Origin of the sequence: Streptomyces sp. NPDC051315 (genome assembly GCF_044455165.1) — a bacterium.
GTDB lineage: Bacteria > Actinomycetota > Actinomycetes > Streptomycetales > Streptomycetaceae > Streptomyces.
Map to the genome: position 1 here is coordinate 80,712 of NZ_JBITEN010000016.1, position 14,103 is coordinate 94,814.

The 14,103-nt window shown below is 69.5% G+C and carries 12 protein-coding genes and 1 pseudogene; 6 read left to right on the top strand and 7 right to left on the bottom strand.

Annotated features, from left to right (window positions below; translation table 11 throughout):
• Nucleotides 1-9: 9 nt before the first annotated feature.
• The gene (locus ACIBBD_RS27740) at nucleotides 10-2,322 is read left to right on the top strand and encodes an FdhF/YdeP family oxidoreductase (RefSeq protein ID WP_399422307.1); all 2,313 of its coding nucleotides are present in this window, start codon (nucleotides 10-12) and stop codon (nucleotides 2,320-2,322) included.
• Nucleotides 2,323-2,791: 469 nt separating this feature from the next.
• Here the strand turns inward: ACIBBD_RS27740 and ACIBBD_RS27745 are convergent, their stop codons facing one another.
• Nucleotides 2,792-3,931, bottom strand: coding sequence for a glutathione-independent formaldehyde dehydrogenase (locus ACIBBD_RS27745; RefSeq protein WP_399422308.1), 1,140 nt, complete (start codon nucleotides 3,929-3,931; stop codon nucleotides 2,792-2,794).
• Nucleotides 3,932-4,143: 212 nt separating this feature from the next.
• Between ACIBBD_RS27745 and ACIBBD_RS27750 the strand changes: the two genes are divergently transcribed.
• Nucleotides 4,144-4,332, top strand: coding sequence for a hypothetical protein (locus tag ACIBBD_RS27750; protein WP_399422309.1), 189 nt, complete (start codon nucleotides 4,144-4,146; stop codon nucleotides 4,330-4,332).
• Between the two features lie 450 nt (nucleotides 4,333-4,782).
• Here the strand turns inward: ACIBBD_RS27750 and ACIBBD_RS27755 are convergent, their stop codons facing one another.
• Nucleotides 4,783-5,139, bottom strand: coding sequence for a hypothetical protein (locus ACIBBD_RS27755; RefSeq protein WP_399422310.1), 357 nt, complete (start codon nucleotides 5,137-5,139; stop codon nucleotides 4,783-4,785).
• 285 nt (nucleotides 5,140-5,424) lie between these two features.
• Between ACIBBD_RS27755 and ACIBBD_RS27760 the strand changes: the two genes are divergently transcribed.
• On the top strand, nucleotides 5,425-6,054 hold the full coding sequence (locus tag ACIBBD_RS27760; protein ID WP_399422433.1) for a hypothetical protein: 630 nt from the start codon (nucleotides 5,425-5,427) through the stop codon (nucleotides 6,052-6,054).
• A gap of 2 nt (nucleotides 6,055-6,056) precedes the next feature.
• Here ACIBBD_RS27760 and ACIBBD_RS27765 read toward each other — a convergent pair.
• The 4 genes and pseudogenes from ACIBBD_RS27765 to ACIBBD_RS27780 form a co-directional block, all read right to left on the bottom strand.
• Nucleotides 6,057-6,269 (bottom strand): annotated as a pseudogene (locus ACIBBD_RS27765) (IS5/IS1182 family transposase); the annotation flags it as partial.
• A 280-nt stretch (nucleotides 6,270-6,549) separates the two neighbouring features.
• The gene (locus ACIBBD_RS27770) at nucleotides 6,550-7,029 is read right to left on the bottom strand and encodes a MarR family winged helix-turn-helix transcriptional regulator (RefSeq protein WP_399422311.1); all 480 of its coding nucleotides are present in this window, start codon (nucleotides 7,027-7,029) and stop codon (nucleotides 6,550-6,552) included.
• Between the two features lie 10 nt (nucleotides 7,030-7,039).
• Complete coding sequence (locus ACIBBD_RS27775; RefSeq protein ID WP_399422312.1) at nucleotides 7,040-8,101, bottom strand: alkene reductase; 1,062 nt, start codon at nucleotides 8,099-8,101, stop codon at nucleotides 7,040-7,042.
• 79 nt (nucleotides 8,102-8,180) lie between these two features.
• Entirely contained in the window at nucleotides 8,181-9,086 is a 906-nt protein-coding gene (locus ACIBBD_RS27780; RefSeq protein WP_399422313.1) for an NADP-dependent oxidoreductase, read from the bottom strand.
• An 867-nt stretch (nucleotides 9,087-9,953) separates the two neighbouring features.
• Between ACIBBD_RS27780 and ACIBBD_RS27785 the strand changes: the two genes are divergently transcribed.
• The 3 genes from ACIBBD_RS27785 to ACIBBD_RS27795 all read left to right on the top strand — a co-directional run bounded on the left by ACIBBD_RS27785 (nucleotide 9,954) and on the right by ACIBBD_RS27795 (nucleotide 12,562).
• Nucleotides 9,954-10,334 (top strand): hypothetical protein, encoded by a 381-nt coding sequence (locus ACIBBD_RS27785; protein ID WP_399422314.1) that lies wholly within the window; start codon nucleotides 9,954-9,956, stop codon nucleotides 10,332-10,334.
• Between the two features lie 110 nt (nucleotides 10,335-10,444).
• On the top strand, nucleotides 10,445-11,644 hold the full coding sequence (locus ACIBBD_RS27790; protein ID WP_399422315.1) for an ABC transporter substrate-binding protein: 1,200 nt from the start codon (nucleotides 10,445-10,447) through the stop codon (nucleotides 11,642-11,644).
• 369 nt (nucleotides 11,645-12,013) lie between these two features.
• Nucleotides 12,014-12,562, top strand: a complete 549-nt coding sequence (locus ACIBBD_RS27795; RefSeq protein WP_399422316.1) for a GNAT family N-acetyltransferase — start codon at nucleotides 12,014-12,016, stop codon at nucleotides 12,560-12,562.
• A 693-nt stretch (nucleotides 12,563-13,255) separates the two neighbouring features.
• Here the strand turns inward: ACIBBD_RS27795 and ACIBBD_RS27800 are convergent.
• Nucleotides 13,256-14,014 carry a LysR substrate-binding domain-containing protein gene (locus tag ACIBBD_RS27800; protein ID WP_399422317.1) on the bottom strand — a complete coding sequence of 253 codons (759 nt, stop codon included), beginning with the start codon at nucleotides 14,012-14,014 and terminating at the stop codon, nucleotides 13,256-13,258.
• Nucleotides 14,015-14,103: the final 89 nt, after the last annotated feature.

Consider the following 14,103-nt stretch of genomic DNA (forward strand, 5'->3'; position numbering starts at 1 on the left):
GGCGATCCGATGAAGAAGGCGCCCGGCGAGGAGCCGAACGAGGCTCTGACCGTGACACCGCCCAAGGAGTGGGCCGCGGGCGTGTCCGCGGTGGTGCACGGGCTGGACTACTCCTTGGAGGAGACGTCCGTCCGGCGAGCGGGGCAGACGCTGCTGACCATGAACCAGGTGGACGGCATCGACTGCCCCGGCTGTGCGTGGGCGGATCCCGCCCCGGGGCACCGGCACCGCAACGAGTACTGCGAGAACGGCGCGAAGCACATCAACGACGAGGCGACGACGCGGCGCGTCACCGCCGACTTCTTCCGCACGTACCCGGTCTCCGAGCTCGCCGGACGGTCCGATGCGTGGCTCAACCAGCAAGGCCGGCTGACCGAGCCGATGGTCAAGCGGCCCGGTTCGGACTCCTACGAGCCGATCAGCTGGAACGACGCCTTCGGGCTGATGGCCGAAGAGCTGGCCTCACTCGATTCCCCGAACGAGGCCGTCTTCTACACGTCGGGCCGCGCCAGCAACGAGGCCGCGTTCGTGCTGCAACTGTTCGCCCGGGCACTGGGCACCAACAACCTGCCCGACTGCAGCAACATGTGCCATGAGTCCAGTGGCTACGCGCTGCACGAGACGCTGGGCACGGGCAAGGGCACGGTCAGCCTCCATGACCTGCACCACGCCGACCTGATCTTCCTGGTGGGGCAGAACCCCGGGTCCAACCACCCGCGACAGCTGTCCGCGCTGGAGCAGGCCAAACTGAACGGCGCCCGTATCATCGCGGTCAACCCGCTGCCGGAGGCCGGGCTGCGACGGTTCAGGAACCCGCAGAAGCCCCGCGGAGTGATCGGGCACGGCACCCAGATCGCCGACCGGTTCCTGCACATCCGCACAGGCGGCGACCAGGCCCTGTTCCAGGGGATCAACCGGCTGCTGCTGGAGGCTGAGGACGCCCGGCCGGGCGAGGTGCTGGACCATGACTTCATCCGCACCGACACCGCCGGCTTCGAGGAGTTCGCCGAGCACATCCGCGGCGTCGACTGGGACGACGTCCTCGCCGCCACCGGCCTGACCCGCGAGGAGATGGAGCAGGTCCGCGACGAGGTGCTGCACAGCGAACGCGTCATCGTCTGCTGGGCCATGGGCATCACCCAGCACAAGCACGCCGTTCCCACCATCCGCGAGTTCGTCAACTTCCTGCTGCTGCGCGGGAACGTGGGCAGGGCCGGCACCGGCGCCTGCCCGGTGCGCGGGCACAGCAACGTGCAGGGCGACCGCACGATGGGCATCTGGGAGCGGATGCCCGACACCTTCCTCGACGCACTGCAGCGGGAGTTCGGCTTCGACCCGCCACGCGCCCACGGACTGGACTCGGTGAACGCCATCAAGGCGATGCGCGAGGGCCGCGTCAAGTTCTTCCTCGGCCTGGCGGGAAACTTCGTCCGGGCCGCTCCCGACAGCACGGTCACCGAGAGCGCGGTGCGCACCTGCCGCCTGACCGCCCACATCTCCACCAAACTCAACCGGTCCCACACCGTGTGCGGCGAGACCGCTCTCATCCTGCCCACCCTGGGCCGCACCGAGCGGGACGTGCAGGCGAGTGGGGAGCAGTTCGTGACCGTGGAGAACTCGATGAGCGAGGTGCACACCTCCCGCGGCCGGCTGCGGCCTGCCTCCCCGCTGCTGCTGAGCGAGGTCGCCATCCTGAGCCGGCTCGCCCGCCGCACCCTCGGTGGGACGCCCGACATCCCCTGGGAGCGGTTCGAGGCCGACTACGGCGCGATCCGCGACCGCATCTCCCGCGTCGTCCCGGGGCTGCACGACTACAACCGGCGCGTGAGTCGTCCCGGTGGTATCCCGCTGACGAATCCGGTCAACGAGGGCGTGTACTGCAACGCCGTCGGCAGGGCACTGTTCACCCGCAACGCCTGTGAGGTGCTGCGGGCGCCCGAGGGGCACCTCCTGCTGCAGACCCTGCGCTCCCACGACCAGTGGAACACCGTCCCCTACACGTCCGACGACCGTTACCGGGGCATCCACGGAAGCCGCCGGGTGGTGCTGGTCAACCCGGACGACGTGGCCGAACTCGGACTGGCCGACGGACAGAACATCGACCTGGTCAGCGTATGGGCCGACGATGTCGAGCGCCGCGCCGAGGACTTCCGCGTCGTCCCCTACCCGACGGCACGGGGCTGCGCCGCCGCCTACTACCCGGAGACCAACGTCCTGGTACCGCTGGAGAGCGTGGCCGAGGAGAGCAACCAACCGACCTACAAGGAGATCCTGGTTCGTCTCGAGCCCACGACGCCTCGGCCGGACGGCTCCGGGGCCTGATCCACACGGGGCTGATCCGTACGCAGGCCGGCCGGGCTTCTCCGGAGCGTTGCGTTGGTGTGCCATGCGCGTCGCGGCGTGCGGAGCAGCGCCAAGTACACGCCCAGACACCGGACGCGTCCGATGCCGCCAGCGTATGCGACTACATGCGTATGCGGCCCGGCATCCGCCGCCCGCGCAAGGCTGCCGCGGCCGGTGCCGAGGCCGGCACAGTGGACCCGTCTTCGGCCGTGCCGATTGCGTATCCACTCGCAGCCCCGAGGACCTGGTTCGGCTCTCGCAGGTCACCGCCCTCGACATCACCACCTCGTAGCTGCGGCAGTTCGGCCGAGTGTCGGTCGTGAGCGCGCCGCGACCGGGAGGGTGTGGATACGCCGCGACCGGGAGGGGGAGACGGGAGTGCCCCGGGCGGGCGGCCCGGGGCACCTGTATGCCGGAACTGTCCCGCTCCGGGCACTGAGGTGGCGTCCTACTCGTGCGGGTGGAGGACGACCTTCGTGTAACCCTCGACCCGCTTGTCGAACTTGTCGTACGCCATCGGCGCCTGGTCCAGGGGCAGTTCGTGGGAGACGACGAAGCTGGGCCGGCCTCGGCCCTCGATGATCAGATCGCGCAGTTGACGGTTGTAGCGCTTGACGTTGCACTGGCCGGTGCCCACGCGCAGTCCCTTTTCGAACAGACGACCGATGGCGACCATCAGCATGCCCTGCTTGGCCTGCTCGTCCGGTCCGCCCGGGTCGCGCGGAACGTACAGCCCGGGCACGCCCAGCGCACCCGTCGGCCGGACCGTCTCCACCAGGGAGTTCAGCACGGTCGCCGGTTCCTCGCGGTCCTCACCGCCCGCCTGGGCCTGGTAGCCGACGGCATCGATGCCCTTGTCGGTGCCCTCGCCCCCGGTGTGTTCCCGGATCTGCTCGACGGGGTTGCCTTCGGTGAAGTTGACCGGTACGGCCCCGATCTCCTCAGCCTTCTGCAGCCGCTCGGTCACCCGGTCGACCACGAACACCTTGCTCGCCCCCCGCAGCATCGCCGAGTAGGCGGCCATCAGTCCGACCGGACCGCCGCCGTAGACGGCGACACTCTCACCGGGACGCACATCGGCCAACTCGTTGCCGTGGTAGCCGGTGGGGAAAATGTCGGCGAGCAGGACGAAGTCGGTCTCGTTCTCGGTGCCCTCGGGGAGCTTGAGGCAGTTGAAGTCGGCGTACGGGACCCGTACGTACTCTGCCTGGCCCCCCACGAAGGGACCCATCGCCACGTAGCCGTAGGCGCCGCCCGCGAAGCCCGGATTCACGTTGAGGCAGAAGCCGGTGAAGCCCGCCGTGCAGTTCTTGCAGAAACCGCAGGCGACGTTGAACGGCATGACCACCCGGTCTCCACGACTGAGCGTCGTCACGCCGTCACCGGTGTCCTCGACGATCCCCAGGTTCTCGTGGCCGAAGACGATCCCCGGCTCGGCGGCGGTGCGGCCCTCGTACATATGTAGATCGGAGCCGCATATGGCGGTTGACGTGACGCGTACGATCACGTCATTCGGGTGCTGGATCCCGGGATCTTCCACTTGCTCGACCGCTACCTCGAACGGTCCCTTGTACACGACGGCCCTCATTGTCGAGCACCTCCACTGGGCGTGCCTGGCCGATCACACACGGAAACCAGTTCTCGGGCAACCTCTGCCTCCGCCGCGCAGACGCCCATCGGTCCGCGCAGCTGGACTGGCCTTCTGTGCGGTTCCTCATAGTCCAGACTGGTGCATGATGAGATGATTTGCATCCAGGGACTGCAAAGTCTTTCCCTGCGATTCGGAGAGGACCAGGAACCTTGTCACGACGTCTCGGCGTACTGCTCGTCCCGGTGTCCGGGCTGTCCGGTACCAGGTATCCGGTGGGAACCCAGGTGGCCATACGGGGCACCGGAGGGTCCGTCGACGGCTTCGTCGACGGGGACTGGCTGCCGCTCGCCTGGTGGGAGTTCGCCGACACGCAGCCGGAGGACGCCCCCCGCACGTGACCTGTCGGTCACATCGGGCAGACGCCCGGCGATACCGGTTCCCGGACACGTGGTGACCCGCCCGCCCGGGACGCCGGCACGCCCGCCGGAGGCCGTCCGGGCGTCGGTGGTGCCTCGCCGCGGCTCAGGCGGACGAGGGGTTTCCGCTCGGGGCAGCTTCATTGCATAGCTGTCGTCACATAGGGCGAGATCCGGTCGCAGCCCGTCGTGAAATTCCAGGTGACCTCGGTCCACTCGATCGGTCTCAATCGTGGCAGGTCCGCGAAGTCGTCCTTGTCACGGTGCGTGCCGGGCGACTACCTCGTGCGCGATCCGTACGGCGGCGCTTCGGCTGTCGGCGTGGCCGGCGAAGACGTGCACCCCGCGCAGACCGGCGGTGCTCCTTATCGAGATGTCGACCTCACAGAGGGGCAGCGCGGGGTGCGGCGGAGGCGGACTGCAGCGGCCGACCTACTCCTGTTCCCGGCTGCCCTGCATACGCAGCGCCAGCGTTCGCAGAAGATCGACCGTTGAGATGTCACTGCGGCCGGCGTCATGGAGGTCGGCAAGCTCCGTGAAGATGTAACCGACGCCTGTGGTGAAACGGACCATGAAACCCGCGAGTTCCCGACTGACGGTCGCGCCGATCTCTTCCGGGGGCATGTCTGCCGGGACGGTCACCTTGGGCATGACTTCGTTGAGGAGTTCGCCGACTGCTTCCGCTTGGGCGTCGCCGGTGTCCTCGTCCGTGCGGCTCCATTCGATGGCTGCGGTGAGGTAGCCAATGAGCCGGAGGATGATCTCGCGCTGCTGATCCTCAGGGGCCATGGAGCGAGGTTAGGCGTACGAGCCCTCTGGGTGGGTGCATGCGCCACTCCGGGGCGCCGTGTATCCAGCACGCGGCCAGTTAGGTGGCCATAGGGATCTTCCGATGACGTACCCGACGGCGCTGACGGCCACGCCGCCGTTTGTGGCACAGCGGCTCCCGGCTGGCAGGCGTGTCGGCGATCAAGTTTTTCGGCTCCGTCGTGGATCTCGTGATGGCGATCAGCCAGGTGGATGGAGTTGCCCCGCAGGCTGAGAGGGGTGACGGTGAGTTCGACAGGTGCGTGGGTGGTCGGCGTCATCCCTGACGCGGAGGCTCGGGAACTCCCGAACCGTTACGTGCATCTCATGGGGCCCGGCGTCTGCGACAAGCCGCGGGATCTCAGCCAGGCGCTGGCCTGGTGGTTGGACGGCGGCGAGGAAGAGACGTTTTTCGAGCGTTCCATGGGCCCTTCCGGACCCATGGTGCCCACATCGGCCGCCCATCGATTCGCGGACTTCATCGAGGACGCCAACGTGTCCACCGCGGCTACGGATGCGATGCAGGACGCGAGTACGACGTTGATGCCCGAGGCAGTTGGCGCTGGTCTCTTCGTTGCGACTGCCCGAAAGGCCAACCCGGTTGCGGCCCTGTACTACGGCCTTGGCGCTCAACGATCGGCGATGCTCCCCGGCTGGTTCGGGAACTTTCTGCTTTCCGCCGACGAGGTGCGGGCCGCTCTGCCCCACGTCGAGGAAGCCCTGCTCATGTCCGACGAACAGCGAGGCACCGCCCTCTCCCCGATTACCGACTGGATGACCGCAATGGGTGACACACCCGACGGTGATGCCGCGGAACTCATCGACGCGCCCCTACGGGTTGTTCGATACGCCGCAGAGAATGGATCCGGTGCTGCTGCGTTCAGCCGCTGGTACTGACCTCTGGAACGCGGCTTGCCCCGGTCCACATGGCTCGGACCTGGGTGTCCGCCCCCCTTTTTCTAGGCGCGGACGTGGGCGGTGTCCAGGACGGTGCGGGTGGCGCCGACGAGGCCGGCGTCGTCGAGCCGGTGCAGCACCGCCCCATGCAGCCGCCCCCAGACGACGGCTCTCGACCAGATCAGGAACCGACGGTGGGCGGTCGACTTCGATACCGGCCGGGGTGAGTCCGTCGCCGTGGTGGCGCCGACGTCCGGGCCGAGGAAGACGCCCGTCTCGTCGATGTCGATCACGGTGCCCCCACATGTGTCGATGCTGTGCCGGCCTCGGCGGCGGGGCCGCTCGCACGCATCCACGTGCTGCGGACCCGCCGCCCGCGAGCCGTCCGGGTTCGTTCAGCACGGGCCCTTCGTGAGCTGCAGCACTGTCCACATCGTAGGAACCCGGAAACGATCCGCACTCCAGGCCGGAACCGAGGACGCAAGCCGTGGGGAGTTACTCGGACTCCTCTCCTGCAACGGCACGGCTGTTGATCGCGTCGGCGATGGCGTAGGCGGTGCGGACGAAGGCCTCTGCCTCCTGTGCCGACAGGTCCTGCGCGGAGGTCTCCTCCAGGGTCCGCCACATGGCTGCCAGGGGCTCGCGCAGGGCACGGCCCTTGTCGGTGAGGTGGACGACCATGACGCGCCGGTCGTGTTCGGCCGGCTCGCGGATGAGCAGGCCGGCGTCCTGCATGCGGCGTAGGGACTTGGAGACCGTGGAGTGGTCCAGGCCGACGCTTTCGAGCAGCTCGGACTGGGTCTGTCCGTCCCGGTCAAGGAGGTGCATCAGCAGCAGTTCCTGTCCGGGATGCAGGTCCATCTCACGGAGCATGGCGGCGGCGCGGGCCCGGTGAGCGCGAGCGAGCTGGAAGATCGCGTAGCTCATCGGCCCCTCGCTGGCCGTAGAGGGGGTGCGGGGTGTGGGGGCGGGCATGGTTCGGTCCTCAGACGGTGTAGGTGGGGTAGTCGGTGTAGCCGGCCACTCCGCCGCCGTAGAAGGTCGCCGGGTCGGGGGTGTTCAGCGGCGCGTCAGAGCGTAGCCGCTCGACGAGGTCGGGGTTGGCGAGCGCGAGGGCGCCGACGGAGACGAGGTCGGCCGTGCCGTGGTCGATGTCCTTGGCGCGGGTGGGCAGGTCGGTGCCGGCCCGGTTGAGGATCAGCGTGGTCGGCCACAGCGCGCGCAGGGTGCCCAGCAGCGCGTCGTCGCCTGAGTGGAGGACGTGGAGGTAGGCGAGGCCGAGCGGGCTGAGGGCGCGTATGAGCGCCGGATACAGCTCGGCGGTGTCGGACTCGGCGATGTCGTTGTAGGGGTTGCCGGGGGAGATGCGCAGGCCGGTGCGGTCGGCGCCGATCTCGTCGGCCACGGCGGCGGCGACCTCGACGGCGAAGCGGATGCGGTTGTCGAGGGAACCGCCGTAGCGGTCGGTGCGCTGGTTGGTGTTGTCGGACAGGAACTGGTGCACCAGGTAGCCGTTGGCGGCGTGGATCTCCACACCGTCGGCGCCTGCCGCGACGGCGGCCGCCGCGCCGCGGCGGAAGTCGTCGACGGTCGCCACGACCTCCTGCGTCGACAGAGCACGGGGGGTGGGCATCTCCTGGGGTCCGGACGCGGTGAACATCGTGCCCTGCGGCCGGATCGCCGAAGGGGCGACCGGCCGGCGTCCATGGGGGGTGTTGTCGGGGTGGGCGATGCGTCCGGTGTGCATCAGCTGAATGACGATCCGGCCGTCGGCCGCGTGCACGGCGTCGGTGACCTTGCGCCACCCGGCGATCTGCTCGTCATTGTGGATGCCGGGGGTGAGGAGGTAGCCCTGACCGTCGGCGGAGGGCTGGGTTCCCTCGGTGATGATGAGCGCGTGCGAGGCCCTCTGTGCGTAGTACTCGGCGTTCAGCTCGGTCGGTACGCCTTCAGGAGTGGAGCGGTCACGGGTCATGGGGGCCATGACCAGGCGGTGCGGCAGGGACATGCCGCCGACGGTGATCGGCGTCCACAGGGAGTTCAGCATGAAGGGTCCTTCGGTGCGGTGACGAATAGTCGGTGATCGGGAAAGCGGGGGTGTGGCGGAAGGGGTGGCGCCCGCGTGATCAGTCGAGGGTGAGGACGAGCTTGCCCCGGACATGGCCGGCGTCGCTGACCTGCTGGGCCGTGGCGGCCTGGTCGAGCGGGTAGGCGGTGACGGTGGTGACGACCTTGCCGGTCGCGGCGTCCTGCGCCAGGGTGGCCAGGCGTGCGGCCGAGCGTTCCTGGGGGCCGTTGGCGAAGGTGATGCCGAGCTGGTGAGCGCGGAAGTCGGCGATGGTGACGATGCGCTCGGTGCCGCCCCGCAGGGTGATGGAGTCCTCAAGGGCTCCCTTCCCGGCCAGGTCGAACACCGCGTCCACGCCGTCGGGGGCGAGCGCCCGGACCCGCTCGACCAGGCCCTCGCCGTAAACGGTCGCGGTGGCGCCGAGCGAGGTGAGGTATTCCTGGTTGCCGGGGCCGGCGGTGCCGATGACACGCGCTCCGCGGGCCGTGGCGAGCTGGACCGCCAGGGTTCCGACCGCTCCGGCCGCGCCGTGCATCAGCACGGTCTCCCCGGCGGCGACTCCGAGCAGGTTCAGGACCCGCTCAGCCGTCTCGCCCGCCACCGGCAGCGCGACCGCGTGCTGCCAGTCGAGGCCGGCGGGCTTGGGGGCCACGATGGTGGCCAGCGCGTACTCGGCGTACGAGCCGGTGTCCGACCAGCCCAGCACCTCGTCACCCACCTGCACGTCCCGCACGCCCTCACCCAGGGCGTCCACCACGCCGGCGAGCTCGTGACCGGGGACGGAGGGGAGCAGCGTGGGGAACACGGCCTCCAGCGCCCCGGACCGGATCTTGCCGTCCAGCGCGTTCAGCCCGGCCGCCCTGACGCGGACGCGGATCTGCCCGGGGCCGGGCTGCGGGACGTCGATGTCCGCCTCGTGGAGTACTTCCGTACCGCCGAAACGGTCGAACAGGATGGCTTTCATGACGACTCCTCTCGTGCCGCCACCCATTTAGGTGGCTGGACACATAATCAAGGTAACAGCAAATGTGTGGCTAGCCAAGTAATTGCTGCCGCTCGTGTTGGCGCTCGGGCTGCGCAAGATCGGTAGCGGTCGCCTCACCCCTCGGCGGCGGCCTCCTCCCACCGCGGGCCCGTCCTCCGGCGCCAGCGAAGACTGCACTCGTCATCGACCACGGTCCAATACCGCGCGTGACGGCAGATCCACGGGGAACGCCCGCCCCCCAGAAGACGTCGCCGTGCCCCTGGAGGGCGAGGTCACCGTCAAGGTGCTGCGCCGGCAGGACGGGCGGGTGTGGCTCATGCCCCGCAACCCGTCGCCGTCAGGAGCTGGGCAGCTCCGTGCCCTGTTCCGTCGGCGGACCTGACGGGGCGCGAGCCACCCCCACTCAGGCAGCGGGGACGTCCCGCAGCTCCGGGACGGCCTGTTGCCGGTGGGGATCGCCTCGTGCAAGACCTGGGCGCGGCGGCGGACCGTGGTGCTTCTGCTCGGAGCAGGTCAGCCACGTGTCCGACCACTCGCCCTCGGGGAGCCGTTCCCTGGCATCGTCGGTGACGGGACGGTGCCAGAGCCTCGTCGTGTCCGGCGGTCCCGGCGGGCGGCCGCGTACGTCATCGGCGGCCGCCGTACGTCAACAAGGTGGTGCTTGGTGGTGTCGCGTCCCCTCCCGCTGTCAACACCTGGGCGGTGAGACCCCCTCCGAGGGAACTAATCAACTCCCTTGCTGATGCTTCACCGTGCCCACCCCCATGCCGTTCTGTCGCGGGGTCGTTAGGGCTGGTGGACCGGCCGGGGTGGCCGGTAACGGTTGATAGGAGGAACATGATGCGGATGTTCGGTGCCCGGCGTGTCGCGGTGGTGGCCTCGATGGTGGGGATGGTGCTGGCGGCGCCCGTAGGAGGGGCCACGGCGCATGCCGGTGACAGTGACGCGGGGCCGGGGGGTGTGCTGTCCAACCTGTCCGGCAGGAACTCCTCCGGCCACGCCAACCTCTGCGGAACGGGCAAGGTGGCGTTGTTCAAGGACCGCACCTGTCTGGCGGAGGACACCGGTCAGGGCAGTGGCGGTGACCAGGCCGGCCCCAGCGGGGGGATTCTGTCCAACCTGCTGTTCGCCCGCAACGCCTCGGGGCACAGCAACAACTGCGGCAACGAGACGGTCGCGGTGATGAGCCGCACCACGTGCGTCACCGTGGACCGCTCCGGCAACTGACAAGGCAGGCGGGCGGAGAAAGCCACCGGCGAGGCCGGTGAGCCGTGGCGTCGTCCACCGTCACGGTTCACCGGCTCCTCCCGGAGAGCGACGAGAAGGCGAAATCACAAGTGAACGTAACCCCGGCCCAGTTGACGATTGGCGTGGTGGCGCCGTTGACGGGGCGTCTGGCTCCGCTGGGCAAGCCGCTGACGTACGTCCTGAAGGCGTTGGCACCGCAGCTGGAACACATCCGGAACGGCAGCCGCCGTTATGACGTGTCGGTCGCCCTTCGCGACAGCTGCTCCGATCCGGCAGCGGCCCGGCAGGCCGTCCACGACCTGGTCACCACCGAGCAGGCCCATATCGTCCTGACCATGGCCGGAACCCAGGTGCTGCCCGCTGTCGCGGACGCCTGCGAGGAACTGCGGGTTCCGTGCCTGTCGACCACCTTCCCGTGGCAGGCCTATGTGCACTCCCGCGGCGTTGGCCTTCGGCACTGCTTCCGGTGGACCTACCACTTCGCCTGGGGACTGGACGACATCGCCACCGTCTTCGCCCGCATGTGGGAGCAGATCGACGGCCCCCACGCCGTCGGCTGTCTGTGGAACGACGACCTGCAGGGCAGCCTGCTGCGCCACGAGGAGTACGGCTTCGCCCCGGTGACGTCCGCGCGCGGACATAACCTGGTCGACCTCGGCCCCTACCGCGAACCCGCGACCGACTTCCAGACACAGATCGGCCTGATGCGGGAGCACGGCGCCGGCATTGTGACCAGCGCCGCCACCGCCGCGGACCTGGCCCTCTTCCACCACCAGGCCCGCCAGGCCGGACTACGCCCCCGACTGATCACCTGCTCGCGGTGGCTGACCTACCCCCACACCCACACCACCACAGTCCCGGGCATCCACGCGGAACTCGCCGACGCCCGCGTCGCCACGCTGGTCTACTGGAGCCCCAGCCATCCCTACCGCTCCAGTCTCGACGGCACCACCTGCGCCGATCTCGCCCACGCCTACCAACGCGACACCGGCGAATCCTGGCTGCAGCCACTCGGCCTGGCCCACGCACTCGTGGAAACCGCCCACCACACCCTCAGCACCGCCGACGACCCCACCGACCGCGCCGCCATCGCCCAGGCCCTCGCCGGCACCGCCCTCCCCACGATCGCGGGCACCCTCGACTGGAAGCGGGGACCCACTCCTAACATCGCGCTCCTCCGTCTGGCCGGGGGTCAGTGGCATCCCGGTCCGAAGGGCCCCAGCCTCGCCATCGTCACCAACGCAGACGCCCCCGACATTTCCGTCACCGGCGAACTCAAGCCGACCTGAACAGACCCCCGCGCTCCGGCCTGGTTGCCGAAGAGCTGACGCCTGTCCGGCGTGGCACCCGGGTCCGTGGCCCGCCGATCAGCACGGAAGAGCGCCGTCCGGCCAGGGCAACCACTGCACGTCGCCCTGCACGGGGAGCGGCCGGTACTCACCCGGCGGACAACGGGGAAGAAGACCGGGAAGACCCGCCTGACGTGGCGTCCTCCCCTGCACAGGCTCTCCCACACGGCGGCCTGCCCAGAGCCGGGGCAGCGCCGCGGGCGCGGACGGACCCGGACGATCCCGGCGGCCTGGGGCCTTGGAACGGAGCGCGGGTATGACCGGCCGAAATGTGTCCTGCCGCGGTCCGAGCGGTCGTAGTCTCCTGCCATGACCGCTGTTGGCGGGACGGCTTACCGGTACCGCATCGCCGCCCCCGAGGACACCGAAGCCATCCAGGCCTTGGACGGCTCCTTCACCACTGACACCGTCTTCCAGGTGACCGTCACCGAGGACGGGTTCGTGCTGCGGGAGATTCCGGTGGAACCGCCCGTGACCAAGGTGTTCCCCGAGGACGAGCCGGACGGCGCCGACGAGGACTCCCGTACTTTCGTCGCGCACGGGGACGTCAGCGATCTGGCCGGGTTCGTCACCGTTTCGTACTCCGGCTGGAACCGCCGGCTGACCATCGAGGACATCGAGGTGGCCCCAGAGCACCGGGGCCGGGGAGTCGGTCGCGCACTGATGGGACTCGCGGTGGAGGTCGCCCGCGAGCGGGGTGCCGGTCACCTCTGGCTGGAGGTCACCAACATCAACGCGCCGGCGATCCACGCATACCGGCGGATGGGCTTCGCCTTCTGCGGACTCGACACCACCCTCTACGACGGCACCGCATCAGGGGGCGAGCAGGCCCTCTACATGAGCATGCCCTGCCCCTGAGCCGAGCCCATGGCACGGCCGATCCACCGGTCCATGCGCTCCCGGTTCTGCTGCCGCATCGCCGTCACTTTCACCGCGATCTCGGTGACGGCGCCGACCGCGTCCGCGCAGGCCGGCCCTGGCCGTCCGTGCGTTCCTGCTGACAGAACAGGGCCTCGCCGACGTGTTTGTCGCTGATGGTGCTCTCGCGGTGGAGTCGGCCGCCGCAGCGGGAGCAGGCGCGAAGGGCCTTGCTGGGGCAGCAGCCTGTGCACAGGCCTTCGATGGTGGGGTGTTGCTCCAGGTCCAGCCGTCCTCTTCGCGATAACGCCACTGAGATCGCGGTGTGGCGTCGTGGCAGCCGCTCACTGGGGCTCCTCGCCTGGCCGCACCGGGCCCTCGCCGGAGGGGTCGATGAGTTGGCTGCGTAGCCCATGGTCTCCAGCACGTCAGGCGTGATCACGCTGCGCGGATCGCTCATATCGGCGCGCGTGCGCGTGCGCTCCTCGCGGATCCCGGAAAGCCGCGGAGCCGCTGAATCGCCGCGCAGGGACGGCCTCCGCCAACTCGATCACCCACACCGGTCCACTCATGGCGCGGAGCCTGACCAGCCGGGATCCTCCTCCCCATCTGATTGCTCAGCGTGCACGCACCGCAGAAGTCGAGCCAGAACCCGAGAACGGGAGTCACCCCTCAACGGGCCTGATTCCGGGCTTACCCCTCACTGCCCGGTTCGAAAGGTGAGGGAAGTGGGGACGTGGTCGGTGGTGCGAACAGGGTCCGGACGGCTTCGGTGGCCAGGTCGCGCAGCCAGGTGTGGGCGCGGTCGGCGTCGTAGCGCTGGTGCCACAGCAGGTACAGCGCAATGGCGGGCATCTGGAGTGGCAGGGGGAGTGTGATCAGGCCGAGTCGCTCCCGGGCCGCGCGAGTGGCCGCGTCGGGCAGGGTGAGCACCAGGTCGGTGTCGGGGGCGAGTCGCAGCGCGAAGGCGACGATGGGCGCTGCGGCGACGACGCGGCGTTCGTGCCCGCACGTGGTCAGGGCCTCGTCGACCGGGTCGCGCAGGCGTCCGCGCCGCGAGATGGTGAGGTGTTCGGCGGCCGCGTAGCACTCGAGGCCGAGTGGGCCTTCGGTGAGTGGGTGGCCGGGGAGGACGGCGGCAATGAGCTGGTCGCGGCCGACGAGGCGGTGCCGGATGTCGGGGAGCGTCGGCCGGCTGGAGCTGGATTCGAGGTCGACCTCACCGCGTAAGCGGTGGCAGCCGCAGGTGCGGGCGAAGGCGACGAAGAAGGCGGCCTCCACCGGCGGACGCTCGGCGTAGGTGTCAGTGGATGCGGCGGGTGATGCGCTGGGTGTCGTCGCGCAGGCGCAGGAGGAGTTGGTCTGCTTCGGTGCCTGGCAGCCGTCGGCCAGTTGCTGCAGGGCGGTGTCGAAGGTGAGCTCGGGAAGGTCTTCGGGGATGCCGAAGACCATGTACCGGTCGCCGACCCGCCCTGCTGCGGAGTCGCCTGACCCTGGCAGGCGTCCGCACACGGGTCGGCACGCCGCGCTGACGTCAGCCG

Bases quoted from the DNA above. Each gene is read 5' to 3' on its own strand.
- ACIBBD_RS27770 (WP_399422311.1), bottom strand. From the start codon at position 7,029: ATGCCCGCCCCCACACCCCGCACCCCCTCTACGGCCAGCGAGGGGCCG.
- ACIBBD_RS27775 (WP_399422312.1), bottom strand. From the start codon at position 8,101: ATGCTGAACTCCCTGTGGACGCCGATCACCGTCGGCGGCATGTCCCTG.
- ACIBBD_RS27800 (WP_399422317.1), bottom strand. From the start codon at position 14,014: ATGGTCTTCGGCATCCCCGAAGACCTTCCCGAGCTCACCTTCGACACC.
- ACIBBD_RS27785 (WP_399422314.1), top strand. From the start codon at position 9,954: ATGTTCGGTGCCCGGCGTGTCGCGGTGGTGGCCTCGATGGTGGGGATG.
- ACIBBD_RS27740 (WP_399422307.1), top strand. From the start codon at position 10: ATGAAGAAGGCGCCCGGCGAGGAGCCGAACGAGGCTCTGACCGTGACA.
- ACIBBD_RS27745 (WP_399422308.1), bottom strand. From the start codon at position 3,931: ATGAGGGCCGTCGTGTACAAGGGACCGTTCGAGGTAGCGGTCGAGCAA.
- ACIBBD_RS27755 (WP_399422310.1), bottom strand. From the start codon at position 5,139: ATGGCCCCTGAGGATCAGCAGCGCGAGATCATCCTCCGGCTCATTGGC.
- ACIBBD_RS27780 (WP_399422313.1), bottom strand. From the start codon at position 9,086: ATGAAAGCCATCCTGTTCGACCGTTTCGGCGGTACGGAAGTACTCCAC.
- ACIBBD_RS27795 (WP_399422316.1), top strand. From the start codon at position 12,014: ATGACCGCTGTTGGCGGGACGGCTTACCGGTACCGCATCGCCGCCCCC.